Source organism: Streptomyces sp. NBC_00727, assembly GCF_045161745.1.
Taxonomy (GTDB): domain Bacteria; phylum Actinomycetota; class Actinomycetes; order Streptomycetales; family Streptomycetaceae; genus Streptomyces.
On sequence record NZ_CP108981.1, the window covers coordinates 2,669,249 to 2,695,763 of the forward strand.

General features: G+C 70.5%; 22 protein-coding genes and 1 riboswitch. Of the genes, 4 read left to right on the top strand and 18 right to left on the bottom strand.

The features are described from left to right. Nucleotides 1-3: 3 nt before the first annotated feature. The 3 genes from OG242_RS11895 to OG242_RS11905 all read right to left on the bottom strand — a co-directional run bounded on the left by OG242_RS11895 (nt 4) and on the right by OG242_RS11905 (nt 3,742). Nucleotides 4-906: an ABC transporter permease gene (locus OG242_RS11895; RefSeq protein WP_405898124.1), complete on the bottom strand. Its 903-nt coding sequence runs from the start codon at nt 904-906 to the stop codon at nt 4-6. Next, on the bottom strand, nt 903-1,898 hold the full coding sequence (locus tag OG242_RS11900) for an ABC transporter permease (RefSeq protein WP_405898125.1): 996 nt from the start codon (nt 1,896-1,898) through the stop codon (nt 903-905). Before OG242_RS11900 ends, OG242_RS11895 begins: the two co-directional genes overlap by 4 nt. A 119-nt stretch (nt 1,899-2,017) precedes the next feature. Further along, a complete protein-coding gene (locus OG242_RS11905) occupies nt 2,018-3,742 on the bottom strand; it encodes an ABC transporter substrate-binding protein (protein ID WP_405898126.1) in 1,725 nt (574 codons plus the stop codon). A gap of 223 nt (nt 3,743-3,965) precedes the next feature. Here OG242_RS11905 and OG242_RS11910 point away from each other — a divergent pair, with 223 nt between their 5' ends. The 3 genes from OG242_RS11910 to OG242_RS11920 all read left to right on the top strand — a co-directional run bounded on the left by OG242_RS11910 (nt 3,966) and on the right by OG242_RS11920 (nt 8,745). Then, on the top strand, nt 3,966-4,994 hold the full coding sequence (locus OG242_RS11910; protein WP_405898127.1) for a LacI family DNA-binding transcriptional regulator: 1,029 nt from the start codon (nt 3,966-3,968) through the stop codon (nt 4,992-4,994). 372 nt (nt 4,995-5,366) lie between these two features. Further along, nucleotides 5,367-6,137, top strand: a complete 771-nt coding sequence (locus OG242_RS11915) for an ABC transporter ATP-binding protein (RefSeq protein WP_383756143.1) — start codon at nt 5,367-5,369, stop codon at nt 6,135-6,137. 79 nt (nt 6,138-6,216) lie between these two features. Continuing rightward, the gene (locus tag OG242_RS11920; RefSeq protein WP_405898128.1) at nt 6,217-8,745 is read left to right on the top strand and encodes an ABC transporter permease; all 2,529 of its coding nucleotides are present in this window, start codon (nt 6,217-6,219) and stop codon (nt 8,743-8,745) included. A gap of 70 nt (nt 8,746-8,815) precedes the next feature. On the opposite strand, the gene OG242_RS11925 is transcribed toward OG242_RS11920, so the two are convergent. The 9 genes from OG242_RS11925 to OG242_RS11965 form a co-directional block, all read right to left on the bottom strand. Further along, nucleotides 8,816-10,120, bottom strand: coding sequence for a class I SAM-dependent methyltransferase (locus tag OG242_RS11925; protein WP_405898129.1), 1,305 nt, complete (start codon nt 10,118-10,120; stop codon nt 8,816-8,818). Between the two features lie 306 nt (nt 10,121-10,426). Continuing rightward, the gene (locus OG242_RS11930) at nt 10,427-11,812 is read right to left on the bottom strand and encodes an NAD(P)/FAD-dependent oxidoreductase (protein ID WP_405898130.1); all 1,386 of its coding nucleotides are present in this window, start codon (nt 11,810-11,812) and stop codon (nt 10,427-10,429) included. A 426-nt stretch (nt 11,813-12,238) separates the two neighbouring features. Next, a complete protein-coding gene (locus OG242_RS11935; RefSeq protein WP_405898131.1) occupies nt 12,239-13,180 on the bottom strand; it encodes an exopolyphosphatase in 942 nt (313 codons plus the stop codon). Nucleotides 13,181-13,191: 11 nt separating this feature from the next. Then, on the bottom strand, nt 13,192-13,731 hold the full coding sequence (locus OG242_RS11940; RefSeq protein ID WP_405898132.1) for a DUF501 domain-containing protein: 540 nt from the start codon (nt 13,729-13,731) through the stop codon (nt 13,192-13,194). Between the two features lie 70 nt (nt 13,732-13,801). Continuing rightward, the gene (locus OG242_RS11945; protein ID WP_132903276.1) at nt 13,802-14,272 is read right to left on the bottom strand and encodes a septum formation initiator family protein; all 471 of its coding nucleotides are present in this window, start codon (nt 14,270-14,272) and stop codon (nt 13,802-13,804) included. 126 nt (nt 14,273-14,398) lie between these two features. Continuing rightward, entirely contained in the window at nt 14,399-15,679 is a 1,281-nt protein-coding gene (gene eno / locus OG242_RS11950; RefSeq protein WP_018104074.1) for a phosphopyruvate hydratase, read from the bottom strand. Nucleotides 15,680-15,976: 297 nt separating this feature from the next. After that, nucleotides 15,977-16,705, bottom strand: coding sequence for a transglycosylase family protein (locus OG242_RS11955; RefSeq protein ID WP_405898133.1), 729 nt, complete (start codon nt 16,703-16,705; stop codon nt 15,977-15,979). Between the two features lie 4 nt (nt 16,706-16,709). Continuing rightward, nucleotides 16,710-16,878, bottom strand: a riboswitch (cyclic di-AMP (ydaO/yuaA leader). Between the two features lie 299 nt (nt 16,879-17,177). Then, nucleotides 17,178-18,290 carry a transglycosylase family protein gene (locus OG242_RS11960; protein WP_405898134.1) on the bottom strand — a complete coding sequence of 371 codons (1,113 nt, stop codon included), beginning with the start codon at nt 18,288-18,290 and terminating at the stop codon, nt 17,178-17,180. Nucleotides 18,291-18,478: 188 nt separating this feature from the next. After that, nucleotides 18,479-19,447 carry a hypothetical protein gene (locus OG242_RS11965; RefSeq protein WP_405898135.1) on the bottom strand — a complete coding sequence of 323 codons (969 nt, stop codon included), beginning with the start codon at nt 19,445-19,447 and terminating at the stop codon, nt 18,479-18,481. 259 nt (nt 19,448-19,706) lie between these two features. On the opposite strand from OG242_RS11965, the gene OG242_RS11970 reads away from it, so the two are divergent. After that, entirely contained in the window at nt 19,707-20,957 is a 1,251-nt protein-coding gene (locus OG242_RS11970; RefSeq protein WP_405898136.1) for a cytochrome P450, read from the top strand. Between the two features lie 22 nt (nt 20,958-20,979). On the opposite strand, the gene OG242_RS11975 is transcribed toward OG242_RS11970, so the two are convergent. From OG242_RS11975 to OG242_RS12000, 6 genes are all read right to left on the bottom strand, one after another. After that, on the bottom strand, nt 20,980-21,942 hold the full coding sequence (locus OG242_RS11975; RefSeq protein ID WP_405898137.1) for a nucleoside triphosphate pyrophosphohydrolase: 963 nt from the start codon (nt 21,940-21,942) through the stop codon (nt 20,980-20,982). A gap of 34 nt (nt 21,943-21,976) precedes the next feature. After that, complete coding sequence (locus OG242_RS11980; protein ID WP_405898138.1) at nt 21,977-22,633, bottom strand: SurA N-terminal domain-containing protein; 657 nt, start codon at nt 22,631-22,633, stop codon at nt 21,977-21,979. 319 nt (nt 22,634-22,952) lie between these two features. Then, complete coding sequence (locus tag OG242_RS11985) at nt 22,953-23,357, bottom strand: GtrA family protein (RefSeq protein WP_405898139.1); 405 nt, start codon at nt 23,355-23,357, stop codon at nt 22,953-22,955. Next, nucleotides 23,354-24,322 carry a glycosyltransferase family 2 protein gene (locus OG242_RS11990; protein WP_405898140.1) on the bottom strand — a complete coding sequence of 323 codons (969 nt, stop codon included), beginning with the start codon at nt 24,320-24,322 and terminating at the stop codon, nt 23,354-23,356. Before OG242_RS11990 ends, OG242_RS11985 begins: the two co-directional genes overlap by 4 nt. A gap of 104 nt (nt 24,323-24,426) precedes the next feature. Beyond that, the gene (locus OG242_RS11995; RefSeq protein ID WP_405898141.1) at nt 24,427-25,959 is read right to left on the bottom strand and encodes a protein kinase domain-containing protein; all 1,533 of its coding nucleotides are present in this window, start codon (nt 25,957-25,959) and stop codon (nt 24,427-24,429) included. Then, complete coding sequence (locus tag OG242_RS12000; RefSeq protein WP_405898142.1) at nt 25,956-26,501, bottom strand: hypothetical protein; 546 nt, start codon at nt 26,499-26,501, stop codon at nt 25,956-25,958. The genes OG242_RS11995 and OG242_RS12000 overlap by 4 nt, the downstream gene beginning before the upstream one ends. Between the last annotated feature and the right edge of the window lie 14 nt (nt 26,502-26,515).

Below are 26,515 nucleotides of genomic sequence, written 5' to 3' on the forward strand. Positions count from 1 at the left end.
TGGTCAGGCCTCCCGCAGCTTCGGGTTGAAGACCTCGTCGAGGCCGACGTTGGCGACGTACAACGCTCCGACGATCGCGGTGATCCCGGCGCCGGGCGGGACGAACCACCACCACATGCCGAGCTGGAGGGCGCTCCACTGCTGGGCGCTCTGGAGCATCAGCCCGAGCGAGACGCCCTCGGTGGGGCCGAGCCCGATGAAGTCGAGCGAGGAGGCGATCAGGACCGAGCCGCCGAACAGCAGGATGAACATCATGAAGAGGTAGGAGCTCATGTTGGGCGCGATCTCGCGGAAGATGATCCGCCAGGTGCCGCTGCCGCTGAGCCGGGCCAGGTCCACGAACTCCCGGGTGCGCAGCGAGAAGGTCTGCGCCCGGATGGCCCGCGCCGCCCACGGCCAGGACGTCAGCCCGATGAACAGGCCCTGTACGGGGACCGAGCGGACGCCCAGGTAGGCGTTGATGATCAGCAGCACGGCGAGGGCGGGCAGCACGAGGACCACGTTGGTGAGCATGTTGAGGATCTCGTCGACGGCTCCGCCCCGGTAGCCGGCCAGGAAGCCGACGAGCATGGCGATCACGGCGGCGATGGCCCCGCCGACCACGCCGACCAGGAAGGTCGCGCGCAGCCCGTGTACGAACTGGGCGTAGACGTCCTGCCCGAAGGTGGTGGTGCCCATCCAGTACGTGCCGTCGGGCGGGGCGGCCTGCGGGCCGACGTACTCGTTGGGATCGGTGCTGTCGAGCAGCGGCGGGCCGACGATCCCGACGAGCAGGAGCAGCACGACGACGGTGAACCCGATGAGCAGCTTGGGGTTGCGGACGGCGTAGTGCAGCGTCTCGCGGCCGGGCCGGGCTGCGGCGGAGGGGGCGGCGGCTTCGGCGGCCGGTTCGGGCACGGTGCTCATGACTGGCCTCCTGCCATGCCGGTACGGGTACGGGGATCGACGAGGACGTACACGATGTCGATGAGGAAGTTGGCGATCAGGACCCCGATGACGATGAACAGGAACGCGCCCTGGAGCAGGAAGAAGTCCTGGTTCTGGATGGCGGCGAGGATCAGTGAGCCGAGGCCCGGATAGGCGAAGACGATCTCGGTGACGAGCGCTCCGGCGACCAGGACGCCGAGCTGGAGGGCGAGTCCGGTGATCTGGGGCAGCACGGCGTTGCGGAAGGCGTAGCGGCGGATGAGGCGCTGGGGTGCGCCGAGGGCCGAGAGGTAGTTCGAGTAGTCCGACTCCAGCTCGTAGATGATCATGTTGCGCATGCCGATGGCCCAGCCGCCGAGTGCGACGAGGAAGAGCGACAGGAACGGCAGCACCCAGTGCTGGAACAGGTCGGCCGTGAAGTCGAAGGACCAGTTGGGCTGGATGTCGAGGCTGTAGCCGCCGGAGAGCGGGAACCAGCCCGCCTTGGAGCCCAGCGCCCAGGCGAGGATGACGGCGATCCACATGTAGGGCATGGCGGTGAGGAGGTAGCCGGCGGGGAGCACGGTGTTGTCGAGCACCTTGCGCCGGGCGGCCAGCGCCCCGGCCCAGTTGCCGACGAACCAGCTGAGCAGGACGGCCGGGATCATCAGCCCCAGGGTGTACGGGAGTGCGTCGAGCAGGACGTCGGCGACCGGTTTGGGGAAGACCCAGATGGACAGGCCGAAGTCGCCCTGGAGCAGCGCGCTCCAGAAGTGCAGGTACTGCTGCCAGACGGGTTCGTCGAAGCCGAAGAGGTTGTTGTAGTAGGCGCGCATGGCCTCGACGGCCTCGGGCTGCGAGACCCGGGCGCGGGCCACCATGGCGGCGACCGGGTCGCCGGGCATGAAGCGCGGGATCATCCAGTTGACGGTGACGGCGACGACGAAGGTCAGTGCGTAGATGAGAAGTTTGCGGGCGAAGTAGCGGCGCAAGAGGGCTCCCCGGAGAGAGCCCCGCCGTGCGGGCGGCGGTCAGGGCGGCACGCACACGGCGGGGCGGTCATGGAATGGGAGGGGCCGACGCGGGGCCGGCCGCTCTCAGAACTGCCGTGTCACTTGGCGGGCTTGAGCTGCGTGAGCGCTTCGAAGCCGCCCATCTCCAGCCAGTTGCGCCACATCGCGGGGGCGTACTTGGGCGCTCCGGGCGCGTCCGAGGGCCAGTTGGTCCAGGTGCCGGTGGTGGACTGGGCCCACAGGCCGTTGTACCAGAGGGGGATGACCGGCATCTCCTTGAGCTGGATGTCCTGGATCTTGGAGATGACCTTCTTCATGCCCTCGGTGTCGTCGGTCTTCACCGCGCCGAGCTGCTGGACGAGCTTCCAGGCGTCCTCGTTCTCGTAGCGGCCGAAGTTGACGGTGTTCTGCTGCTTCTGGACGGGAAGCTGGAACATGTACTCGTAGTACGTCCACGGGGTACTGGAGAGCTGGCGCTCGTTGTTGACGACGAGGTCGAAGTCGCCCTTGCCGCGCTGCTCGTTGAGGGCGTTGGCGTCGGGGAACTCGGTGGTGATCTTGATTCCGGCGGCTTTGGCGGACGAGGCGATGACCTTGGCGGCCTCCATCCAGTCGGTCCAGCCGGTGGGCACGGCCAGCTTGAGGCTGATCTTCGAGCCGTCCTTGTTCTCCACCAGGCCGTCGCCGTCGGTGTCCTTGTAGCCGGCGTCCGCGAGGATCTGCTTGGCCTTGTCGGTGTCGAAGGAGAAGCCCTCGCTCGCGACGAGGTCCTTGTCGATGAACTTGTCCCACTGCGGGAGCAGCCCGGTCGGGTCGGCCGCCTTGACCAGGCCCCCGTACACGCCCTTGACGATCTTCCCGGTGTCGACGGAGGCGGCGAGCGCCTTGCGGAAGGCGGCGTCGTCCATCGGCTTCTTCGTGGTGTTGGGCACCAGCCAGGCGGTGTTGGCGGAGAGCATGTAGGGCGGCTCTTCGTAGTACGAGACGACCTTCTTGCTCTTGACCAGGGAGGCGGCGCCGGGCAGGAAGTTGTTGCTCAGGTCCAGCTGGCCCTGGCCGAGCTGGCCGATGACGACCTCGTTGCTGGGGTTGGAGACGTCCACGATGTAGCGGGGAGCGGGTTTCATGGACAGCGCCTCGACGCCCCACCAGTCGTCGCGCCGCTGCCAGACGACCCGGTCCTGGGTGTGGCTCTTGAGCGTGTAGGCGCCGGTGCCGACGGGCTTGTCGTTGACGCCGTCCAGGACCTCCTTCTCGGAGCGTTTGCCCCAGATGTGTTCGGGAACGACGGGCTGCCCGTAGAGCGTGAAGTCCCACTCCTGGTAGCGGGCCTCCCTGAAGGTGAAGCGGACCGTGGTGGCGTCCACCGCCTCCGCGTCGGAGAGCCAGCTCCACAGGCTGTGGAAGGCGGACGCCTCGATCTTGCCGATCTTGTAGGAGTAGGCGACGTCCTTCGCGGTCAGGGGCTTGCCGTCGGACCACTTGATGCCGGGGCGCAGCTTCACCTCGTAGGTCTTGTCCCCGGTCCAGCTGCCCGACTCGGCGAGCCAGGGCGTCAGCTTGCCCGCGTTCGGGTCGAAGTGGAACAGCGTCTCGTAGACCAGGCCCTTGGTGCCGGTGGCGTGGTCCCAGTTGTGCAGCGGGTTGTAGTTGGCCGGCGGCCCCCACTGGGTGCCGGTGGTGTAGAGCGTCTCGTTACGGGGAAGAGCGCCGCCTCCCCCGCCGCCGGAACCGCCCGAAGAGCCGCCCCCCGTGCACGCGGTGGCGGCGAGTGCGATCACGGCGAGCGTGGCCGCGATCCGTCCCCGGAATCCCGTGCCCATCGTCCCTCCTTCTCCCCGCCGTCCCTGCCGAGCGGAGTTACTGAACCGGGTAAGTGCCGTGAAGTTAAGGCCGCCGCATGACCCTGTCAAGGGTGCGGGAGCGCTCCCATTCCATGTACCGCACAGGCGAGTCGGCCGTTCACCTGTCGGCGGCGAGAGGCTGCACGCGCCCCGCGCGGCGTCTAGGATGTGCACGTTGAGCGAACCGGTTAAGCGAGGTCACATGCCCAAGCACCGCCCCACGATCGCCGACATCGCGGCCCGCGCCGGAGTGTCCAAGGTCGCGGTGTCCTACGCGCTCAACGACCGGCCCGGTGTCTCCCCCGCGACCCGGTCCGCCATCAAGGCCATCGCGCAGGAGATCGGCTGGCGGCCCAACAGCGCGGCCCGTGCACTCACCCGCGCCAGGGCCGACGCGGTGGGCCTCGCCCTGTGCCGGCCCGCCCGGCTGCTCGGCGTCGAGCCGTTCTTCATGGAGCTGATCAGCGGCATCGAGTCCGAACTCTCGCCCCGCGGCTGCGCCCTGCTCCTCCAGGTCGTCACGGACCCGGCCCAGGAGCTGGAGGTCTACCGCCGCTGGCGGGGCGAGGGCCGGGTGGACGGCGTCTTCCTCACCGACCTGCGCGACCCCGACCCCCGCACCGAGGGCGTCGCCGAAATCGGCCTGCCCGCCGTGGTGATCGGCCACCCATCGGCGGCCGGCCCGCTGCCCGCCGTGTGGTCCGACGACGCGGCCGCGCTCCGCGACACCTTCACGTACCTCGCCGTCCTCGGCCACCGCTCGGTCGCCCGGGTCGCCGGGATGCCGGAACTGAACCACACCGCGCTGCGCGACCGGGCCCAGCGCGAGGTCTGCGCCGAACTGGGCCTCGGCGAGCCGGTCATCGTGCACACGGGCTACTCCGGCGAGGACGGGGCGCACGCCACCCGCCGGCTGATCAGCTCGCCCCGGCGGCCCACGGCCGTCGTGTACGACAACGACATCATGGCCGTCGCCGGGCTCTCGGTCGCCCAGGAGATGGGGCTCGACGTGCCGGGCGACCTCTCCCTCGTCGCCTGGGACGACTCCCAGCTCTCCCGGGTCGTCCGGCCGCCGCTGACCGCGCTGAACCGCGACATCCCGGCGTACGGGAGCCTCGCGGCCCGCACCCTGCTGTCCCTGGTCACCGACGGCGGCGCCGAGGGGTACGAGGACACCACGGCCCGGCTGGTACCGCGGGGTTCGACGGGAGCGCCGAAGCGGACCCCCTAGGGCCTGTACTGAGTTGTGGCGCGGGAGAAGGAGCGGCGTTCGGTGCGTGCGATCCCGGTGCGGTCGGGATGTCCTCGTAGCGGAACTGCCTGGCCATTTCGGCCGTGCCGTGAGCGTGCGTGCCGGGCGTCGCGACGCCGCGCCACAACTCGATACAGGCCCTGGACCGCGCGGGGCGAATGTCATACCCGAGGAGGACGCCGACGGGGCCATCGTGCGACTCAAGAGGGCCCCGGGAACGGGCACCGGGAGTGACGACCGGCGGCCGTCCGGCGGAGACGATGGAGCGGTACCCCTGACCCGGGGCCCACGCCGACGCGGCGGGCCGCCGGGCGGGCCCGTCCCGTACGCATCCACCCCCTGGAGTCCGCTGTGACCACCATGTCCACCGCTCACCGCGCCACCGCGGTGGCCGCCCGCGCCACGGAACTGTCCAAGGTCTACGGCGAGGGCGAGACCCGGGTGACCGCTCTCGACCGGGTCACCGTGGACTTCCCGCAGGGCGAGTTCACCGCGATCATGGGCCCGTCGGGTTCCGGCAAGTCCACGCTGATGCACTGCGTGGCCGGCCTCGACAGCTTCAGCAGCGGTTCGGTGCGCATCGGCGAGACGGAGCTGGGCGCGCTCAAGGACAAGCAGCTCACGCAGCTGCGCCGGGACAAGATCGGCTTCATCTTCCAGGCGTTCAACCTGCTGCCGACGCTCACCGCCCTGGAGAACATCACGCTCCCGATGGACATCGCGGGCCGCAAGCCGAACCAGGAGTGGCTGCACCGGGTCATCGACATGGTGGGCCTCTCCGACCGGCTGAAGCACCGGCCCACCGAGCTCTCCGGCGGCCAGCAGCAGCGTGTGGCGGTGGCCCGCGCCCTGGCCTCGCAGCCGGAGATCATCTTCGGGGACGAGCCGACCGGCAACCTCGACTCCCGCTCCGGCGCCGAGGTCCTGGGCTTCCTGCGCAACTCCGTGCGCGAACTGGGCCAGACCGTGGTGATGGTGACGCACGACCCGGTCGCCGCCTCCTACGCGGACCGGGTCATCTTCCTGGCGGACGGCGCGATCGTCGACCAGATGATCCGCCCCACCGCCGACGGGGTGCTGGACCGGATGAAGGCGTTCGACGCCAAGGGCCGCACCAGCTGAGCCGGCCCGTACCGGCGCTTCGTACCCCTTCCTCCGGCTCCGCCTTCCCCGGGCCGGCAGACACCCAGGACTGACAGACATGTTCCGTACCGCCCTGCGCAACGTGCTCGCGCACAAGGCCAGGCTGCTGATGACGATCCTCGCCGTGATGCTCGGCGTGGCCTTCGTCTCCGGCACCCTGGTCTTCACCGACACCCTCGGCAACGCCTTCCGCAACCAGTCGGCCAAGAGCTACGACGACATCGCCGTCGCCGTCACCACCTACGCCGACCAGCGCGACGAGAAGTCCCGCGCCGTCGACGAGGCCACCCTGGACAAGATCCGGGGCCTGGACGGCGTGGCCACGGCCACCGGCCGGGTCGACGGCTTCGCCGGGGTCGCCGACCCCGACGGCAAGCTCATCGGCAACGGCTGGTCCAACACCGGCTCCAACTTCGCCCCCGGCAAGGACGGCAAGGACACCGCGTACACCTTCACCGACGGCTCTGGTCCCACCGAGCCCGGCCGCATCGCGCTGGACCGGGACACCGCGGACAAGGGCGAGTACAAGGTCGGCGACACGGTGCGCGTCGCCACCAACGGGCCGGTGAAGGAGTACACCCTGTCCGGGGTCTTCACCACCGAGGACGGCGCGGTCAACGCCGGCGGCAGCCTGGTCCTCTTCGACACCCCCGTCGCGCAGAAGCTGTTCCTGCGGCCCGGCGAGTTCAAGGACGTCTCCGTCACCGCGAAGCCCGGCGCCTCCGACCAGAAGCTGCTGGCCGCCGTGAAGCCGCTGCTGCCGGAGGATGCCGAGGCCAAGACCGGTAAGGTCCGCGCGGACGAGCAGGCCGAGCAGATCGAGAACGGTCTCGGCAACCTCAACAAGCTGCTCCTGGCCTTCGCCGGGGTCGCCCTCTTCGTCGGGGTCTTCCTGATCGCCAACACCTTCACCATGCTGGTCGCCCAGCGCACCAAGGAGCTGGCCCTGATGCGTGCCGTCGGCGCCTCGCGCCGCCAGGTCAAGCGCTCCGTGCTCCTGGAGGCGGCCGTGGTCGGCCTCATCGCCTCGGTCGTCGGCTTCGCCCTGGGCCTCGGCCTCGCGACCGGGCTGCGCTCCGCGATGAGCCTGATCGGCGGCAAGATCCCGGCCGGGCCGCTGGTCGTCGCCCCGCTCACGGTCTTCGCCGCGTTCGCCGTCGGCGTCCTGATCACCGTCCTGGCCGCCTGGCTGCCCGCCCGCCGGGCCGCGAAGATCCCCCCGGTCGCCGCGATGAACAGCGCGCACGCCGTGGCCACGGTCAAGTCCCTCGTCCTGCGCAACACCATCGGCGGCATCATCACGCTGCTCGGCGCCGCGGCGATCGTCGGCGGCGCCGCACAGGCCGGATCCGACGGGCAGCTGCTCATCGCGGGCGGCGCGTTCCTGGCGCTGATCGGTGTCATCGTCCTCATCCCGCTGCTGTCCCGCCCGGTGATCACCCTGGTCCGCCCGCTCCTGCGCCGGCTGTTCGGGGTCTCCGGCAAGCTCGCCGCGCAGAACGCGGTCCGCAACCCCCGGCGCACCGGCGCCACCGCCTCCGCGCTGGCGATCGGCCTCACCCTCGTCACCGGCATCTCGGTGCTCGGCGTCACCCTCGGCCAGGCGGTCGACAAGGTGACGACGGACAACATCAAGGCCGACTACATGGTCTCGATGGCCAGCGGTGACGCGCTCGACGAATCCGCGCTGACCGCTCTGGAGAAGGCCGACGGCGTCACCGCCGCCTCGCCCCAGCAGGCCGTCTGGCTGACGATGGGCGGCCAGGGCCTCTCGGCGTCCGGCGTCACCCCGGGCGACGTGCAGCAGGTGCTCACCGTCGACACCGTCGCGGGCTCCCTGGACACCCTGGAGAAGGGCGGGATCGCCGTCGCGGAGAAGACCGCGAAGTCGCACGGCTGGAAGGCCGGGGACACCGTCTCCGTCACGTACGACGACAAGAAGAAGGGCACGCTGAAGATCGGCGCGCTCTACAAGGACAACGAGTTCCTCTCGCCGGTCCTCATCCCCCGCGCGACCGTCGCCCCGCACGAGGGCAAGGGCGACATCCGCGAGATCTGGGTGAAGACGGAGGGCGGCGCGAGCGCGGCCCACGAGCAGGCGCTGGTGGACGCGCTGGGCGACAACCCGGGCATGAGCATCATGGACCGTCAGGACATCCGGGACATGTTCGGCGGCGGCGTCAACCTCGCGATGAACATCATGTACGGCCTGCTCGGCATGGCCCTGATCATCGCGGTGCTCGGGGTCGTCAACACCCTGGCCATGTCGGTGTTCGAGCGCCAGCAGGAGATCGGCATGCTGCGGGCGATCGGCCTGGACCGGCGCCGGGTGAAGCGGATGATCCGGCTGGAGGCGGTGGTCATCTCGCTCTTCGGCGCGGTGGTCGGCATCGGGCTCGGGCTGTTCCTCGGCTGGGCGATCGGGCAGACCGTCGCCAAGGAGATCCCGCAGTACGTGCTGGTCGTGCCGTGGGGCCGGATCGCGGTCTTCCTGCTGCTGGCCGGTCTGGTCGGTGTGCTGGCCGCCCTGTGGCCGGCCCGCAGCGCCGCCAGGCTCAACATGCTGACGGCCATCAAGACCGAGTAGCCGCACCCGTACGACGAAGGGGCCGGTGTCCGCGACCGCGGACACCGGCCCCTTCTCCTTGTTACGCGGCTCAGCCGGTCGCGTCGGCCCTCCAGGCGCGGGCGCGCAACGGCATCCGGGAGGAGCCGTCCTCCTCCGGGCGCACCGCGAGGATCTGGTTGACCCCGATCCGGTTGCGCTCGAAGGACAGCGCGGAGGCGGCCATGTACAGCCGCCAGACGCGGGCCCGCCCGGGCGAGACCAGCTTCACGGCGCGCGCCCAGCCCTGCTCCAGGTTGGCGACCCAGCGGCGCAGGGTCAGGGCGTAGTGCTCGCGCAGCGCCTCGACGTCCCGGGCCTCGAAGCCGGCCTCCTCCAGGATGGCGAGGGTCCGGCCGACCGGGGCCAGTTCCCCGTCCGGGAAGACATAGGCGTCGATGAACGCGTCGATCTCGTACGCCGACTCGTCCTGCTCCGGGCGGCGCCCGATCTGGTGGTTGAGGAGGCGCCCGCCGGGCTTGAGGAGGGCGTAGAGGTCGTCGGCGTACTCGCGGTAGCGGACGGAGCCGACGTGCTCCGCCATGCCGATGGACGAGATGGCGTCGTACGGGCCGTCCTGGACGTCCCGGTAGTCCTGGACCCGGATCTCGACGCGGTCGGTGAGGCCCTCGTCGGCGACGCGCTTCCTGGCGAAGGCGGCCTGTTCGGCGGAGAGGGTCACGCCGGTGACGCGGGCTCCGTACTCGCGGGCGGCGTGGATGGCCATGGAGCCCCAGCCGCAGCCGACGTCCAGCAGGCGGTCGCCCTCCTTGAGCGCGAGCTTGCGGCAGACCAGGTCGAGCTTGTCGCGCTGGGCGCCCTCCAGGGTCCCGGCGTCCTCCCAGTAGGCGCAGGAGTAGACCATGGACGGGCCCAGGACCAGTTCGTAGAAGTCGTTGCCCACGTCGTAGTGGTGGCTGATGGCCTCCTTGTCGCGGCGCCTGGTGTGCAGGGTGCCGCCGCGGCGGCGGACCTCCTCGGGCGGCGGCGGGGGCGGGAACCACGGCCCCGTCAGCTTCAGCAGGTCCTTCACGGCGGCCCGCGTCCGGGGCTCGCGCAGGGCCCGGAGGCCGCCGCGCACATCGGTGCCGCGCTCCCAGACGAGCCCGGCCATCAGGTCCAGGGCCTCGTAGAGGTCGCCCTCGATGTCGAGTTCGCCGGCCACCCAGGCGCGGGCCAGGCCCAGTTCGCCCGGCTTCCACAGCAGCCGGCGCAGGGCCCGGCGGTTCCTGATGACGAGGACGGGGGCGCCGGGCGGTCCGGATTCGCTGCCGTCCCAGGCCCGGATGCGGACCGGTAGGGGTTCTCCCAGCAACTCCTGGGCGAGAGCGGTCAGCCGCAATGCGGCGTCTGCCATGGCGCACACCTCCGTGACGGTGTTTCCCGACGTGACCGGACATGCCCACACATGTCCCGGACCACACCCCGGCACCCGGGGCGCCTTGGCGTGGTACATCCCCCACAACAGTCTGCGGCGGCCCGGCCATCCCGCTACCGGGCAAGGGAACGGCAAAACACGTGCACGCCACATGCATCCGCCGGGGGTGCGGCCCGCGCCGCGCGCCGTCCTCTTGTACCCGGATACGCCGAAGGGGCCGCCCGCACCACGGATGGCGGACGGCCCCTTCGGGCGTCGTACTGCTGCTCCTGCCGGAGCGGGCGGCTAGGAGGCCTTGGCCTTCTCGCCCACCGGCTTGGCGGCGGCCGGGGCGGGGGCCGGCTTGGCGGCCTCGTAGAACTCCTCGCGCGGCGTCTCCATGGCGCCGAGCGAGACGACTTCGCGCTTGAGGAACATCGCCAGCGTCCAGTCCGCGAAGATCCGGATCTTGCGGTTCCAGGTCGGCATCGCCAGGCCGTGGTAGCCACGGTGCATGTACCAGGCGAGGCGGCCCTTGAGCTTGATCTTCATCTTGCCCATGACGATCATCGCCACGCCCTTGTGCAGGCCCAGGCCGGCGACCGCGCCCTTGTTGGCGTGGCTGTAGTCGCCCTGCGGGAAGCCGCGCATCCCGGAGATGACGTTGTCACCGAGGACCTTGGCCTGACGCAGCGCGTGCTGCGCGTTCGGCGGGCACCAGGCGTTGGGGTTGCCGGCCTTGCGGCCGACCATGTCCGGGACCTGGGCGTTGTCGCCGGCGGCCCAGATGTAGTCGGTGCCCTGCACCTGGAGCTTCTCGGAGGTGTCCACGTGACCGCGGGGGCCGAGCGGCAGGCCGAAGCGGGCCAGCGCCGGGTTCGGCTTCACACCGGCGGTCCACACGATGGTGTTGGAGTCGACCTCAAGGCCGTTCTTCAGCACCACGTGGCCGTCGACGCAGGAGTCCATGGAGGTCGAGAGGAAGACCTCGACACCGCGGGACTCCAGGTGCTCGCGGCCCCAGGTCCCGAGCTTCGGGCCGACCTCGGGAAGGATCTTGTCGGCGGCGTCGACGAGGATGAAGCGCATGTCCTCGCGCTTCACGTTCGTGTAGTACTTCGCCGCGTCACGGGCCATGTCCTCGACCTCGCCGATGGTCTCCGCACCGGCGAACCCGCCGCCCACGAAGACGAAGGTGAGGGCCCGGCGGCGGACGTCCTCGTCGGTCGTCGAGTCGGCCTTGTCCAGCTGCTCGAGGACGTGGTTGCGCAGGCCGATGGCCTCCTCGATGCCCTTCATACCGATGCCCTGTTCGGCGAGGCCGGGGATCGGGAAGGTGCGGGAGACCGCGCCGAGCGCGATGACCAGGTAGTCGAAGGGCAGCTCGTAGGCCTCGCCGACGAGCGGCGCGACCGTGGCGACCTTGCGGTCCTGGTCGATGGTGGTGACGCGGCCGGTGAGGACCTCGGCCTTGGGCAGGACGCGTCGCAGCGGGACGACGACATGCCGAGGCGAGATGCTGCCGGCAGCAGCTTCGGGGAGGAAGGGCTGGTAGGTCATGTACGACCGGGGGTCGACGACCGTGACGGTCGCCTCGCCGTAGCGCATCTTCTTGAGGATGCGCCGAGCTGCGTACAGGCCTACGTACCCACCGCCTACTACGAGGATCCTGGGACGCTCCGTGGTGCTCATGCCATCGAGTATCCACCCCCCTCGGGGGGCATGCTCGTGAGCCCCTTCACAAAGTTGTGGCCACCCTCTGCTATAGTTCGCCGCCCACGTGATCCAGGTCATGACCTGCGGCGGGAACCCCGTGACGCCGGTGAACGTTGTTCACCGCCTGTGAGCTGGCCCTTGGGCCCCGGGCCCGGAGCGATCCCCTCCCCGGCCCCCACCGCCGCGACACCCCCGGAACACTTCGGTCCGTTCCGCGAGTGACCCCGCTCACCCCCGCCGTGACCCTTCCGGAGCAGAAGTCGGGCCCAGGGTGGCCAATCTCTTGTGAAGAAGTTCACGAAGTTGGTGTCAGGTCAGCCGGAAAGCCGCTCCACCAGGCACATCCCGCCCACTCAAAGGTGCGGGCGGGATGACGCATGAGCACTCCGCCCCGGCCTGACGTCAGGCCAGGGACCAGGCGATTCCATCCAGAATGTCGTGTTCGCTCACCACGACCTCGCGCGCCCCGGTCCGCTCCATCACGGCCTGCAGGATCAGCGCCCCGGACGCGATCACGTCGACCCGCCCCGGGTGCATGGCGCCGATCGCCGCGCGCTCCGCATGGGTCGAGGCCAGGAGGCGCGCGGTGATCTCCCGGACCTGCTCCAGGGAGACGCGGGAGTGGTGGATCGCCGCGGAGTCGTACTCCTCCAGGCCCAGCGCGATGGCGGCCACCGTGGTGACCGTTCCCGCGAGGCCGACGAGCGTCGCCGCCGAGGTGATCGGGACGGTCTCCTGGGCCAGGTCCAGGGCGGCGGCCACGTCGGCACGGATCGCCTCGGCCCCCCCGGGGGAGGGCGGGTCGCTGACGACGCCGTCGCGTACGAGGTGGCGCTCGGTCATCCGGACGCAGCCGATGTCCACGGACCGGGCGGCCCGCACCCGGTCGTCGCCCACCACGAACTCGGTGGAGCCGCCGCCGATGTCCACGACCAGGTACGGCTTCGCCAGGTCGTCGCGCCCGGTCAGCTCCTTGGTCGCCCCGTCGAACGAGAACGCGGCCTCCTGGTCCCCGCTGATCACCTCGGGCTCGACGCCCAGGATGTCCCGCACCCCGCGCACGAAGTCGTCCCGGTTCTCCGCGTCCCGCGAGGCGGAGGTGGCGACGAAGCGGACCTTCTCGGCGCCGTGCTCCGCGATCACCGCCGCGTAGTCCCGGCAGGCGGCGAACGTACGCTCCAGCGCCTCCGGGGCGAGCCGGCCGGTCCGGTCGACGCCCTGCCCCAGCCGGACGATCTCCATCCGCCGGGCGAACTCGACGAGCTCCCCCGTAACGGGATCGGCGTCCGCGACCAGCAGACGGATCGAGTTGGTACCGCAGTCGATGGCGGCCACGCGCGTCATGTCGCCGCCCCTCAGCCCTCGTCCGTACCCTGCTCGCCGCACGGCGACACGCACGGCCCCTTGCGCCACCACTCCGGAAGCATCGCGATCGCCTCGTCGCCCAGCGGGTTGACCCCGGGGCCGGCCGCCAGCGAGTGCCCGACGAGCACGTGCAGGCACTTCACCCGGTCCGGCATGCCGCCGGCGCTCGGGAAGCCCTCCAGGACCTCGATGGCGTCGCGCCGCGCGATGTAGTCCTCGTGCGCCGCCCGGTAGGCCGCCGCGAGCTCCGGGTCCTGGCCCAGGCGCTCGGTCATCTCCCTCATGACCCCGTTCGCCTCCAGCGTGCCGATCGCGGACGCGGCACGCGGGCACGTCAGGTAGTACGTCGTCGGGAACGGCGTGCCGTCCTCCAGCCGGGGCTGCGTCTCGACCACGTCCGGGTTGCCGCACGGACAGCGGTGCGCGATGGCGCGCAGCCCGCGCGGCGGGCGGCCCAGCTGCTGCCGGAACGCGGCGATGTCCGCCTCGGTGGGGACGGTGGACTCGGTCTGGGGAGGGGGCGTTTCCATGCCTGCCTAGGGATCTGATCGGACTGCTCGAACCGCGGGTTCTGCAGAGGTACGGAGGTGGGGACGGGCGTCAGCCGCGGTCGGCGCTGTCGACGCCGTCCCACAGGTTGGAGTGCCACGGCCGGTCCGTGCCGGACGGCTTCCCGTTGCGCTCCTCGGCCGCGTCGGGGTCGACCACGGTGAAGCCGGTCTCCCCCGGAAGAAGGTAGTGCAGGTGCTCGCGGGCCAGCCTCTTGATGTACGCGTCGTCCTGGAGCCGGGCCTTCTCGTCCCGCAGCTCCTCGGTGCGCGCCTCGGCCTCCCGCGCCAGCCGCCGCTGGTCGGCGATCTCGTCGCGCTGCGACACGTACTGACGCATCGGGTACGCGAGGGCGACGACCAGCGAGCAGACGACCAGGGCCAGGAAGGCGGCCCGGCCGGTGAGCCGGGAGCGGCGGGCCTGCCGGCGGTTCTGGGACCGGTAGACACGGGCGGCGGTCTGCTCACCGAGCAGCCGCAGCCGGGTCGCGGTGGAGAACCGGTCCCGGTCCTTCACGGCCATGTTCCCGCCTCCCCATCACGCACGTCCGTCCCCGCACACGGTACGGGACCGAGCGCGGGGACGGAGGGAGGCGGGGGGTACCCGAGGGGGCGTCAGCCCCGACGGGCCGTCGGCCCCGACGAGCCGTCAGCCCTTGAAGCGCGGGAACGCCGAGCGGCCCGCGTACACCGCGGCGTCGTCGAGGATCTCCTCGATGCGCAGCAGCTGGTTGTACTTGGCGACGCGGTCCGAGCGGGCCGGGGCACCGGTCTTGATCTGACCGCAGTTCACGGCGACCGCGAGGTCGGCGATCGTGACGTCCTCGGTCTCACCGGAACGGTGGGACATCATGCACTTGAAGCCGTTGCGCTGGGCCAGCTCCACGGCGTCCAGGGTCTCGGTCAGCGAACCGATCTGGTTGACCTTGACGAGCAGGGCGTTGGCGGAGCCCTCCTCGATGCCGCGGGCCAGGCGCTCCGGGTTGGTGACGAAGAGGTCGTCGCCGACGATCTGCACCTTGGCGCCGAGCTTGTCGGTGATGACCTTCCAGCCGGCCCAGTCGTCCTCGTACAGCGGGTCCTCGATGGAGACCAGCGGGTACGCGGAGACGAGCTCCTCGTAGTACTCGGTCATCTCGGCGGCCGAGCGGGACTTGCCCTCGAACTCGTAGGAGCCGTCCTTGTAGAACTCGGACGCGGCGACGTCGAGCGCGAGCGCGATGTCCTTGCCCGGGGCGTAGCCGGCCTCCTTGATGGCCTCGATGATGAGGTCGAGGGCGGCGCGGTTGGACTCCAGGTTCGGCGCGAAGCCGCCCTCGTCGCCGAGGCCGGTGGACAGGCCCTTGGTCTTCAGGACCTTCTTCAGCGTGTGGTAGACCTCGGCGCCCCAGCGCAGGGCCTCGGAGAACGACTCGGCGCCGATCGGCGCGATCATGAACTCCTGGATGTCCACGTTGGAGTCGGCGTGCGAGCCGCCGTTGAGGATGTTCATCATCGGAACGGGCAGCAGGTGCGCGTTCGGGCCGCCGAGGTAGCGGAAGAGCGGGAGGTCGCTGGCCTCGGAGGCGGCGTGGGCGACGGCGAGGGAGACGCCGAGGATGGCGTTGGCGCCGAGCGAGCCCTTGTTCTCCGTGGCGTCCAGGTCGAACATCGCCTGGTCGATGAGGCGCTGCTCGGTGGCGTCGTAACCGACGAGCTCCGGGCCGATCTGCTCGATCACGGCGAGGACGGCCTTCTCGACGCCCTTGCCCTGGTAGCGGTTGGGGTCGCCGTCGCGAAGCTCAATGGCCTCGAACGCGCCGGTGGAGGCGCCGGACGGAACAGCAGCACGACCGGTGCTGCCGTCGTCGAGGCCGACCTCGACCTCGACCGTGGGGTTGCCCCGGGAGTCGAGGATTTCCCGGGCTACGACGACGTCGATGGACGGCACGAGGCATCTCCTTCTGGGATATGACGCTGATTGTGCAGGGTCGCTTTGGCCTTGCGACAAGAGCCTAACCGGCCCGGCCGTCTGCGTCGGCCGACCGCCCGTCCCCTGGGACGAAAAAGGACCCGAGGACGGGCACACCGGGGCGAAATGCCAAATATTTACTGACCAGTAACTACAACAGTTGAACGATCAAGGGGTATCGGCACCCCTGATGCGGCGTGCCCCGGCCCGGCACGCACGGGGGGAGGTGCGCGCCGGGCCGGGGCGGCCTGAGCAGTCGGTGAGGAGGAACCGCGACTACTTCGTCAGGTGGAGCTGCTGACCCGGGTAGATCAGGTCGGCGTCCTGGACGATGTCCTTGTTCAGCTTGAACAGCTGCTCCCAGCCGCCCTTGACGTGGTGCGCGGCGGCGATCTTGCTCAGCGAGTCGCCGGTCACGACCTTGTACTCGCCGTCACCCTTGGCGACCTTCTGGCCGGTGGGGGTGGTGACCGTCTTCTTCGCGGCCTTCTTCGGGGCGTCCGAGCGGTCCGAGCGGTTGGTGGCGGGGGCCTCGGTGCGCTCGTCCTTCTTCGGGGCGGCCTCCTGCTTGGGGGCGGCCTCCTGCTTCGCGGAGCCGGAGCCGGTGTCGACGCCCGGGTCGACACCGTCGTTGGTCAGGTTGCCGGCACCGGCGCAGGCCCAGGCGCCCGGGCCCTGCATGTCGAGGAGCTTCTCGGCGGTGGCGATCTGCTGGGCCTTGGTGGCCAGGTCGGCGCGGGCCGCGTACTGCGTACCGCCGGCGGCGGCCCAGCTGGACTGGGAGAACTGCAGGCCGCCGTAGTAGCCGTTGCCGGTGTTGATCGACCAGTTGCCGCCGGACTCGCACTGGGCGACGGCGTCCCACGTGGCGACGGAGGCGGCGGAGGCGTTGGTGGCGCCCATCAGCGGGACGGCGACGGCGGCACCGGCGACACCGGCGAGCGTGGCGACACGGACGGCCTTGGACGGACGGCGGTGCTTGTTGCCCTTGCGGTTGAACAGCATCGAGTCTTCTCCTCACCGACGCCTGCGAGGTGAGCTGTCGGGTTCGGGCCAAGTGAGTTGCCCGGCCGCGCTGCTGGCGCGACTTCACCCCTAGCCGGTCCTGATGCGTCTCCCGACGATCCGGCCCAGCGCCTACCTGGGTCCCCCGCTCCTGCCTACGGCGCTTTCGCGTCTGTTCCCTTCGACCGACGGCAGGATTCGGCGTGACGGTCGACGGGGCCCGCGGTGCGAGCGGTTCTGACCGTAATCACACCCAACCCTCATATTCAAAGATGGACATACCGGATAATCATCCCGTAAGAGCATCCGATGAACCCTCATTTGCGCAGGTCGGAAGGGATGCGGCGGGACCTCCCGGACAAGAGCCGTCAGTTCACGCAAAGAGACCCATGTCTCACTCGGTCAAAAGTGGGACATGGGCCTCTTAAACCACCCAAAACTCAGGAGGCTCTCAGCTGCTCGCCGGCGCTTCTCACTGGGCGTCAGCCGGGGTCTCGCCCGTAGTGTCGGCCGGGGTCTCAGCCGGGGCGTCGGCCGCGGTGTCGGCCGCCGTGTCGGACAGGCCGAGGTCGAGGTTCTGGCCCGGCAGGATGAGGTCCGGGTCGGAGCCCACCTCGGCCTTGTTCGCCTCGTACAGCTCGGGCCAGCCGCCGGGCAGGTCCTGCGCGTCGGCGATGGCCGACAGGTTGTCGCCCGGCCGGACGGTGTACGTGTCACCACCCGGCTGCGCCGCGCCGTCGCGTGCCTCGCCGTCACCCCGCGAGGCGTGCCGGCCCGTGTCGCGGCCGCTGCCCGCCCCGGTGGTGTCGTCGGCGGCCGGGGCGCCCCGGTGCTTGCCGCCCGTCTCCCGCGCGCCGTCCGACGCGCCGGTGGAAGGGTCGGCGGACGGGTCGGCCGAGCCGGAGGGGTCCGTGGACGGGGTGGAGGACGGGTCGGCGGAGGGAGAGGCGTCGGCGCCCTTGTCCGCGTCCTTCTCCCCGCCCTTCTCGGCGCTCCTGCCCGCGTGCTTGCCGGTGCTCTTGCCGGCGTCCTCGTCCGTGGCCGTACCGCCGGCCGCCTCGTCCGCCGCCTCGTCCGAGGGGGTGGCCGTCGCACCCGACGAGGCGTCGTCCGCCGGGTCGGTGCCGAGCCCGGCGTCCAGACCCGAGTCCGCGCTGCGGGCGGGCTCGTCGGAGTCCTCGTCGCCCGGGTCGACGTCCGCCGCGCCCGCGCTCTTGCCGAGCCCGGAGATCACCGCACAGCTGGGCCACGCCTTCGGGCCCTTGGCGGCCAGGACCCGCTCGGCCACCGCGATCTGCTGCGAGCGGCTGGCGAGGTCGGCGCGCTCGGCGTAGGCCTCACCGCCGTACGCCTTCCACAGCTCGGGCGAGAACTGGAGGCCGCCGTAGTAGCCGTTGCCCAGGTCGGCGCTCCAGGTCCCGCCGCTCTCGCACTCGGCCACCCGGTCCCAGGTCGACGCGTCCGCCGCGTGCGCGCCCGCCGCGCCGAGCAGCGGGATGGCGATGGCCGAGCCGGTGACGCCGGCGGCGACGACGATGGCGGGTGCCTGACGAGGGCGACGGTGTCTGCCGTTCGCGGAGCCCATGGGAGTTGCCTTCCGTGTGACTGACAAGCGACTGGTGAGTCGAACGGTGAACCTAGCGGGAGTCGAACGTGAGTCACAAGTCGATGCAGCGCAGATCACGTGAAAGTCACAGAGTTGACAGAGTGTCACTTTCATTGGCCCGCACATGCCTCGCTCCACAGCCACGGAGAAGCGCCGCACCTGCCGCATCACAGCGCCGACCGGGCATCAAGAGCTTCTCCACGCCCTTGTACCGGCAGACCCTCACGCAGTTGAACGGTGACGGTGAGCTTCGGCAGCACCGAGTGCCTGTATGCCTCCACACCCCGGCAATCCGCCCCCAGAACGGCCATGATCTCCGGCCGGGCCCCCCGCTTCCACCAGAAGAGCCGGCGCTCCCTCATGGGGTTGATCCGACTCCAGGTGAGCGGCATCTCGACCCATGACAAGCCGCTCCGCAACCTGTGGAGCATGCCGGAGAACTGCACGCGGATGTCGTACTTCGAGACGAAGTGCTTCTTCGACTTCTCCGGGAGGAACCCGCGCAACATCGCCAGAACCGCCTCCCACTCCTCACCCGTCGGGTCGGGAGGCACCAGAGTCCCCGTCTCGTGATGCCACTCCCTGACCTCGCACCTGATGCCCGACCTGGCCGCCCTCCCCATCGCCCGGGGTGTGACACGGACGTCGAGGAAGTCGCACAGCTCCTTGCGTTCGTCCGGTGTCATGCTGTCGAGGCACTCGCGAGCACTGCTCGCGACGGCGGCAAGTTTCGTCGCCTGCCGCTGGTGATCCGCTTGTGTCCGCAACCATTGTTCGGCGACGTCCTTCTGCCTTCTGTACTCCTCCAGCTCCTGTTCCATCACCTTGAGCCCGGCCTTGAGAACAAGGGGATCGATGCCGGCCTCCAGGTATGCGGGCACTTGCCGGTGAATGAGGTTGCAGCGGTAGCCGCGCGCTTTCCCGCTCCCCCGTCCCATGCCGGTGCAGACCGCCCCGCAGAGACTGTCGATCCGGCCGCTCAGGGGATAGATCCGGTCGTTCTGGAACCCGATTCTTCCGAGCGTCTCCATGAGCAGCCCGGCGCGCTCCTCGGAGATCTGATTCTGGTCCTCAAGGCCGAAGCCGTCGAGTTGCTCGCCGGTGGAGACTCGTGCGTACTTCGCCACGACGATCACAGCTGAAGCGGGCAGGCATAGGCATCCGAGACTGTTCCGTCCCCGGGGTGTTGACGCACCGCCGGGAAGGTTTCGGCCTCATGGCGCTCTACCAAGCACTGTGAGGCCGGTGCCATTTTCCGAAGAGAATACGCTGCGCATACGAGCACTTTCTGGGAAAATAGGCGGATCATCACTCGTTCGTGTGGGGCGATCGCCGGCCTCGTCCCGCAGCTGACTGCGGCAGGACCGGAGTCACGGGGCCGGATACCGTCGTCATGTGAACCGCACCCCGCCGCCCGAACTCTTCACCTGGGAGTTCGCCACCGACCCGTACCCCGCCTACGCCTGGCTGAGGGAGCACAGTCCGGTGCACCGGACGACCTTGCCGAGCGGTGTGGAGGCATGGCTCGTCACCCGTTACGCGGACGCGCGGCAGGCCCTCGCGGACAGCCGCCTCTCGAAGAATCCGGCTCACCACGCGAAGGACGCCCAGGGCAAGAGCAAGACCGGCATCCCGGGCGAGCGCAGCGCCAACCTCATGACGCATCTGCTGAACATCGACCCGCCCGACCACACAAGGCTGCGTCGGCTGGTGTCCAAGGCGTTCACGCCCCGGACCATCGCCGTTTTCGGGCCCCGCGTACAGGAGTTGGCGGACCGGCTCATCGACGACTTCGCGGCGAAGGGGGAGGCGGATCTGATCCATGACTTCGCCTTTCCGCTCCCCATTTACGCCATTTGCGATCTCCTCGGCGTACCTGAGGAGGATCAGGACGACTTCAGGGACTGGGCCGGCATGATGATCCGGCACGGCGGCGGCCCGCGCGGCGGGGTCGCCCGGTCCGTGAAGAAGATCCGCGCCTACCTCGCGGAGCTGATCCACCGCAAGCGGGAGAACCCCGGCGACGACCTGATCTCAGCACTGATCCGGGCGAGCGACCACGGCGAGCACCTCACCGAGAACGAGGCCGCCGCGATGTGCTTCGTGATCCTCTTCGCGGGCTTCGAGACGACCATCAACCTGATCGGCAACAGCGCGCACGCGTTCTTCCGAAACCCCTCACAGCGCGCCGTGTTCCAGAGCGCGGTCGAGCGAGGAGACGACCGCCTTCTGGACACCGCCATCGAGGAACTGCTGCGCTTCGACGGCCCGGTCGAGCTGGCCACCTGGCGCTACGCCACGGAGCCGCTCGGCATCGGAGGAACACAGATCCGTGAGGGCGATCCCGTGCTCGTGGTCCTCGCGGCGGCCGACCGCGATCCGGCCCGATTCACCGAGCCGGACTCGCTCGACCTGTCCCGTCGGGACAACCAGCATCTCGGATACGGGCACGGCATCCACTACTGCTTGGGGGCGCCCCTCGCACGGCTTGAGGGTCGCACCGCGTTGGAGACCTTGTTCCGTCGCCTGCCCGACGTTCAGCTGGCCGTAGAACCCGGTGACCTCCGATGGCGGGGCGGCCTCATCATGCGCGGCCTCCGCACGCTCCCGGTGGAGTTCACGGCGGTGAACAGCACGCAGGGGTGAGGCGGAGGCGGCAAGCCCGACGTTATCCGGTGCCCTCCGCCGTCCTGATCGCGTCCCGGTACGCCCGCCCCGCGGCCCGTAGCGCGGCCTCCGGGTCGACGCCGTCCTCCTGGGCGCGTACGGCGAGGGCGAGGAGGCGGTAGCCGATGTCGTCGCCCTCGGGGAGGGGGACGTCGAGTCCGGCGGTACGGGCCCGGCTTGCGAGCTTCGCGGCGAGCGCCAGGCCGGGCTGGCCGAGCGGTACCCCGTCGGTGACCGATTCACGCTGCTTCTCGATCGCCTTGGTGCGCAGCCAGTGGGCGTGGACGTCCTCCGGGGTCTCCGCGGTCTCGTCGCCGAAGACGTGCGGGTGGCGGTGGATCAGCTTCTCGATCAGCGTGCCGGCGACGTCGTCCAAGGAGAACGGTTCCTCCTCGGCCTCCTCCGCGATGCGCGCGTGGAAGACGACCTGGAGCAGCACGTCCCCCAGCTCCTCGCGCAGTTCCTCGCGGTCGCCGTCCTCAATCGCCTCGACCAGTTCGTACGCCTCCTCGATGGCGTACTTGGCGAGGCCCTTGTGGGTCTTCCGCGAGGTCCACGGGCACTCGGCGCGGATGCGGTCCATGACCTGGACGAGATCGAGGAGCCGGGCGCCCGGCAGGTCGTACGAGCCGGGGAGCAGCTCCAGGTCGGGCATCCGGACCCGCCCGGAGCCGGCCAGCCGGGCCAGGCCGTCGGTGAGCGGCTGGTTGCCCTCGCCGCCGGTGAGGACGACCACGGTCCGGCCGCCCGCGCAGGCGTCGACGAGGTGCTGGGCCTCGGGCACGCCGGGGGTGACGGTGACGCCGGCCTCGTGCAGATACGGCAGCTGGGGCTGCTCCGGCTCGCCGCAGCGCACCTCGTCGGCGGCGTGCAGCGCCTGCCAGGCGGGCCAGGACAGCAGTCCGGGCGCGACCCGGTGGCTGGCGGTGAGCAGGACGATGCGGCCGGGGTCTTCAGCGTTCACGCCACCGAATCTACCCGGCCGCACGCGGCGGCTCTCAGGCCCCGGCCTCGGCGGCCGCCTGGGCGGGCTTGGTGACCTGGGAGATCCAGGGCGCCTTGTAGTCGGTGAGCTGGATCTGCTTGTTGTCCCAGGTGCCGTAGCGGGGGTTGACGTCGACGTTCAGCGCCTTGGACGCGTTGGTCAGGGCGTCGCCGATGGCCTTGGTGCCCTCGGGGGTGGACGGGTCGGCGCCGAGGGCCTGGCCGAGCTTGGTGATCTGGATCTGCTCGCGCAGGAAGGCGTCGATCTGGCCCGGGGCGAGCCAGCGCTCCTGGAGGACGGCCTGCTGGAGCCCCTTCTCGCCCTGGTACTGCGCGACGGCCGACTGGCGCATCTGCTGGATGTCGGCGCGGGTCACCGTGACGCCCGCGTCCGCAGCGGCCCGGTCGAGGACCCGGTCGAGGATCAGCCCGTGCAGCTTGGCGCGGGCGAGCTGGCCGGACTGGTCGGTGAGCTGGGCGGACTGCGGGGACGAGCCCTGCGCCTCGCGTACGTCCGCCACCTGGGCCTGCACGGTGGACACCGTGATCCGGTCCCCGCCGACGACGGCCGCGGCGCCGGGGTGGGCCTGGCTGCCGCAGGCGGTGAGGAGCGGCGCTGCGGCGAGCAGCGCGGCGGAGACGGTGAGCGCGGTGCGACGGCGGCGGTGCAAAGGAGCCTCCCGAGGAGATTGTGCGGCGGTGCACAAGGCCTTGCGTTGATCGATGCTAGAGCATCCGGCAGTTGGGGAGCGGGAAAAGGAGCGGGTCTGGGTGCGTGCAGCTGCAAGGCGGAGGATTGAGGCAACGCGGAGCGTTGTTGATTGACGACAACGCCGCAGATGTGCGTGCCCAGACCCGTGACGCCGTCCCCCGACTGCCGGATGCTCTAGGGCAGTGGAAGTGGTCCGGGCCACTGATTCGACCAACGATTCGGGAGGAGTTGGGGATGCGGGCCGCCCCGGTTCGGACGGTGACCGTCCGACCGCCGTCTCAGGCCACCGGTTCCGGCCGCTTCCGGGGCGGGGTGTCCGGCCGCAGCATGATCGTGCGCGAGACCACGAACGTGATGGGGATGGCGGCCGCGGCGGCCACCAGCGGGGCGTAGCGGTCGCTGAATCCGGCCAGGTCGACCAGGAGGTAGACGCCGCCGGTGGTGATGACGAAGTTGGCCGCGTTGGTGAGGGGGAAGAGCAGGAACTTCCGCCAGGTGGGCCGGGTGCGGTACGTGAAGTACGAGTTCAGGAAGAACGATCCGGTCATGCTGAGCACGAAGGCGAGTACGTGGGCGGCGATGTACGGCAGCCGGTGCAGCAGGAGCAGGTAGCAGCCGTAGTACGTGCCGGTGTTCACCGCGCCCACCAGGGCGAAGCGGACGATCTGTGCCGTGACGCTCATCGGCGTGCGAACTCCCGGGGTTCCGGCTCCCGGTCGGGCCGGTGCGCGGAGGCGTTGGTGGCCTTCACGAGGAAGTGCGGGCGGCGCTTCACCTCGTAGTAGATGCGCCCCACGTATTCGCCGACCACCCCGACCATCACCATCTGGACCCCGGCGAGTGCGGTGACGACGACGAGGAGGGTGACGTATCCGGGGGTGTCGACGCCCCGTACGAGGGCGACGCCGACGATCCAGGCGGCGTAGGCGAGGGCGAGCGCGGTGAGGAGCAGGCCGAGGTAGAGGGCGGCGCGCAGGGGTTTGTTGTTGAAGGAGAGCAGCCCGTCCAGGCCGTAGTTGAGGAGTTTGCCGAAGGTCCAGGCGGAGCGGCCCTGTTCCCGTACGGCGTTCTCGTAGCTGAAGGTCGTGGTGGGGAAGCCGACCCAGGCGAAGAGGCCCTTGGAGAAGCGGTTGTACTCGGTGAGGCCGAGCACGGCCTCGGTCGCGCGCCGCGACAGGAGCCGGAAGTCGCCCACTCCGTCGACGAGCTCGACGTCGACGAGGCGGTTGATCAGCCAGTAGTAGGCGCGTGCGGAGAGGGTACGGGTGACGCGGTCGCCGGTGCGGGTGCGGCGGGCGATGACCTGGTCGTGGCCCTTGGCGTGCTCCTGGAGCATGCGGCCGACGAGCTCCGGCGGGTGTTGGAGGTCGGCGTCCATCAGGACGACGGCGTCTCCCCCGGCGTGCTGGAGGCCGGCCAGCATGGCGGCCTCCTTGCCGAAGTTGCGGCTGAAGGAGACGTAGCGGACGCGGGGGTCGGCGGCGGCCAGTTCCTGGATGAGGGGGAGGGTCCGGTCGGCGCTTCCGTCGTCGATGTAGACGACCTCGAACGCGTGGCCGAGACGGGACATCTCGTCCGTGACGCGTTCATGGAAGCGTTCGAGGATCTCTTCCTCGTTGAAACAAGGCACCACCAGCGAGATCAGCACCCATGTACATCAACCGGTCGAGGTGTCGCCCTCCGGAGCCCGGTGTGACCGGCGGGCGGCCATCGGGTGAACGGCCCCGGGCGCCTTCCCCGGAGCCCGCGCACTCAACCGCCCCGGACCTCCATCTGGCGCTCCAGCTGCCGGCGCAGTTCGACGGCCTGCGGGTGGTGCGGGCCGTAGGTGCGCTCGGTGTCGTACAGCAGCGCCTGGAGCTGGGAGCGCGCTCCCGCGTGGTCGCCGAGGGCGAGGAGCAGCTGTCCGATGCGGTGGCGGATCTCGTACGAGCGGGCCGGGTCGTTGCCCGTGGCGTACTGGTTCTCGTAGTACGGCAGGACGGCGCGGTATTCGGCGAGTGCGGCGGCGGGCTCCCCGAGCTGTTCGAGGCACTGGGCGACGTCGCAGCGGTAGCCGAGGGTCTGCGGGTCGGCGGCGCCCGCCTCGGCCGCGCGGTCGTCGGCGAGCCGGCGCAGTTCGGGCAGGGCGCGGCGGTACTGGCCGTCGTCCATGAGGGTGGCCGCGTACTGCTTGCGCAGGATGCGGACGACCGGGGAGCCGGGGCCGTGCTGTTCGGCGGCGACGGGCAGGAGCCCGCCGAGCATGTCGACGGCCTGGGTGATGCGGCCCTCGCCGAGCAGCTTCTTGACCTCGTCGACGGCCGCGGCGACGTCCGTCCGGGCGGGCGCGGCGGCGGGCCTGGGGGGCGGCGGGACCGTGGGGCGGTCGGGCCAGGGGGCGTGCGGCCGGAGGAAGGGGCGGGTGGGGTCGAGCGGTCCGGTGGGCGGCCGGTAGCCGCGCGCGGGCAGCAGCGGGGCGAGCTGCTCGTACACCTCCTGGGCGCTGTCCGGGCGGTGCTGCGGGTCCTTGGCGAGCAGCCGCAGGACGAGCGCCTCCAGGGCCTCGGGGATGTCGGGCCGGATCTGCCGGACGGGCACCGGTGGTTCGTAGAGGTGGCGGTGGAGCACGCCGAGGGCGGTTGAGCCGGCGAACGGCACGTCGCCGCTGAGCAGTTCGTGCAGCAGGACGCCGAGGGCGTAGAGGTCGGTGTACGGGCCGACGGCGCCGCCCATCGCCTGTTCGGGGGCCATGTAGGCCGGGGAGCCGATGGGTGAGCCGGTGTGCGTGAGGCGGGTGGTGTCGGTGTCGAGGACGGTGGCGACGCCCAGGTCGAGGACGAGGACGGTGCCGTCCGGACGGACCATCACGTTGCGGGGCTTGAGGTCGCGGTGGACGATCGGCACGGCGTGCACGGCGCTGAGGACGGCGCACAGCTGCGCGGCGACCGCGACGGCCCAGGGCCAGGGGTAGGGGTCGTGCTCGGCGAGGTGGTCGCCGAGGTCGGCGCCCTCCACGTACTGCATGACGAGGAACAGGTCGTCGCCGTCGCTGCCCGCGTCGTGCACGGTGACCAGGCCCGGGTGGTCCACCTGCGCGGTGACCCGGCACTCGCGGACGAAGCGGCGGCGCAGTTCGTCGGCGGCCTCGCTGCCGATGGGTCCGGTGACCCGGTCGGGGCGCAGCAGCTTGACGGCGACCCGGCGGTCCAGGCGCTGGTCGTAGGCCGTCCAGACCTGGCCCATGCCGCCCTGGCCGAGGATCGTCGCCAGCTCGTACCGCCCGCCGATGAGGCGACCGCTCACCGGCCCTCCTCCTTGCGGAGGTAGTCGCTCAGCTCGTCGAGCTCGGCGCGAACCTGGTTGATGCGCTGGGGCGGGGCGGGGTGCTGCGGGGCTGGGCGGGCGTCCTCCGGTTGGGGGCAGCGCGTGAGGGGAAGCGGGTAGGGCTGCTGCTGGGCGTGGGGCGGGTAGGTCTGCGGCTGCCCGTACGGGGGTGTCGGCATGGGCACGGTGGTCACGTATCCGTAGCCGGGGACCGGCTGCGGGAAGGCGGCGTCCTTGCCGGTCAGGCGGGCGTAGTGGCGGACGTCGGCGACGAGGTAGTACACGCAGGCACCCGCCAGCACCAGGAGCAGCAGCGGTATGAGCACGTAGTCGATGCCGTGCGCCTCCACGTTCGGCTCGTCCCTGCCGAGGATGGGCAGCAGCACGCATACGAAGACGAAGCCGGCGCCGGCGATCCACCAGTCGAGGGCCCGGCGGCGGACGAACGCCAGCCTGAGCAGCGGTGCCCACAGCAGCATGCCGAGGGAGCAGAGCGCGAGCAGGGTGAACAGGACGCGCATGGATACGATCCAGG

Coding starts and splice junctions, on each gene's coding strand:
- OG242_RS11945 (WP_132903276.1), bottom strand. CDS start 14,272: ATGGCCGTGAAGGACCGGGACCGGTTCTCCACCGCGACCCGGCTGCGG.
- OG242_RS11930 (WP_405898130.1), bottom strand. CDS start 11,812: ATGAGCACCACGGAGCGTCCCAGGATCCTCGTAGTAGGCGGTGGGTAC.
- OG242_RS11910 (WP_405898127.1), top strand. CDS start 3,966: ATGCCCAAGCACCGCCCCACGATCGCCGACATCGCGGCCCGCGCCGGA.
- OG242_RS12000 (WP_405898142.1), bottom strand. CDS start 26,501: ATGCGCGTCCTGTTCACCCTGCTCGCGCTCTGCTCCCTCGGCATGCTG.
- OG242_RS11920 (WP_405898128.1), top strand. CDS start 6,217: ATGTTCCGTACCGCCCTGCGCAACGTGCTCGCGCACAAGGCCAGGCTG.
- OG242_RS11985 (WP_405898139.1), bottom strand. CDS start 23,357: ATGAGCGTCACGGCACAGATCGTCCGCTTCGCCCTGGTGGGCGCGGTG.
- OG242_RS11960 (WP_405898134.1), bottom strand. CDS start 18,290: ATGGGCTCCGCGAACGGCAGACACCGTCGCCCTCGTCAGGCACCCGCC.
- OG242_RS11935 (WP_405898131.1), bottom strand. CDS start 13,180: ATGACGCGCGTGGCCGCCATCGACTGCGGTACCAACTCGATCCGTCTG.
- OG242_RS11925 (WP_405898129.1), bottom strand. CDS start 10,120: ATGGCAGACGCCGCATTGCGGCTGACCGCTCTCGCCCAGGAGTTGCTG.
- OG242_RS11955 (WP_405898133.1), bottom strand. CDS start 16,705: ATGCTGTTCAACCGCAAGGGCAACAAGCACCGCCGTCCGTCCAAGGCC.
- OG242_RS11905 (WP_405898126.1), bottom strand. CDS start 3,742: ATGGGCACGGGATTCCGGGGACGGATCGCGGCCACGCTCGCCGTGATC.
- OG242_RS11940 (WP_405898132.1), bottom strand. CDS start 13,731: ATGGAAACGCCCCCTCCCCAGACCGAGTCCACCGTCCCCACCGAGGCG.
- OG242_RS11895 (WP_405898124.1), bottom strand. CDS start 906: ATGAGCACCGTGCCCGAACCGGCCGCCGAAGCCGCCGCCCCCTCCGCC.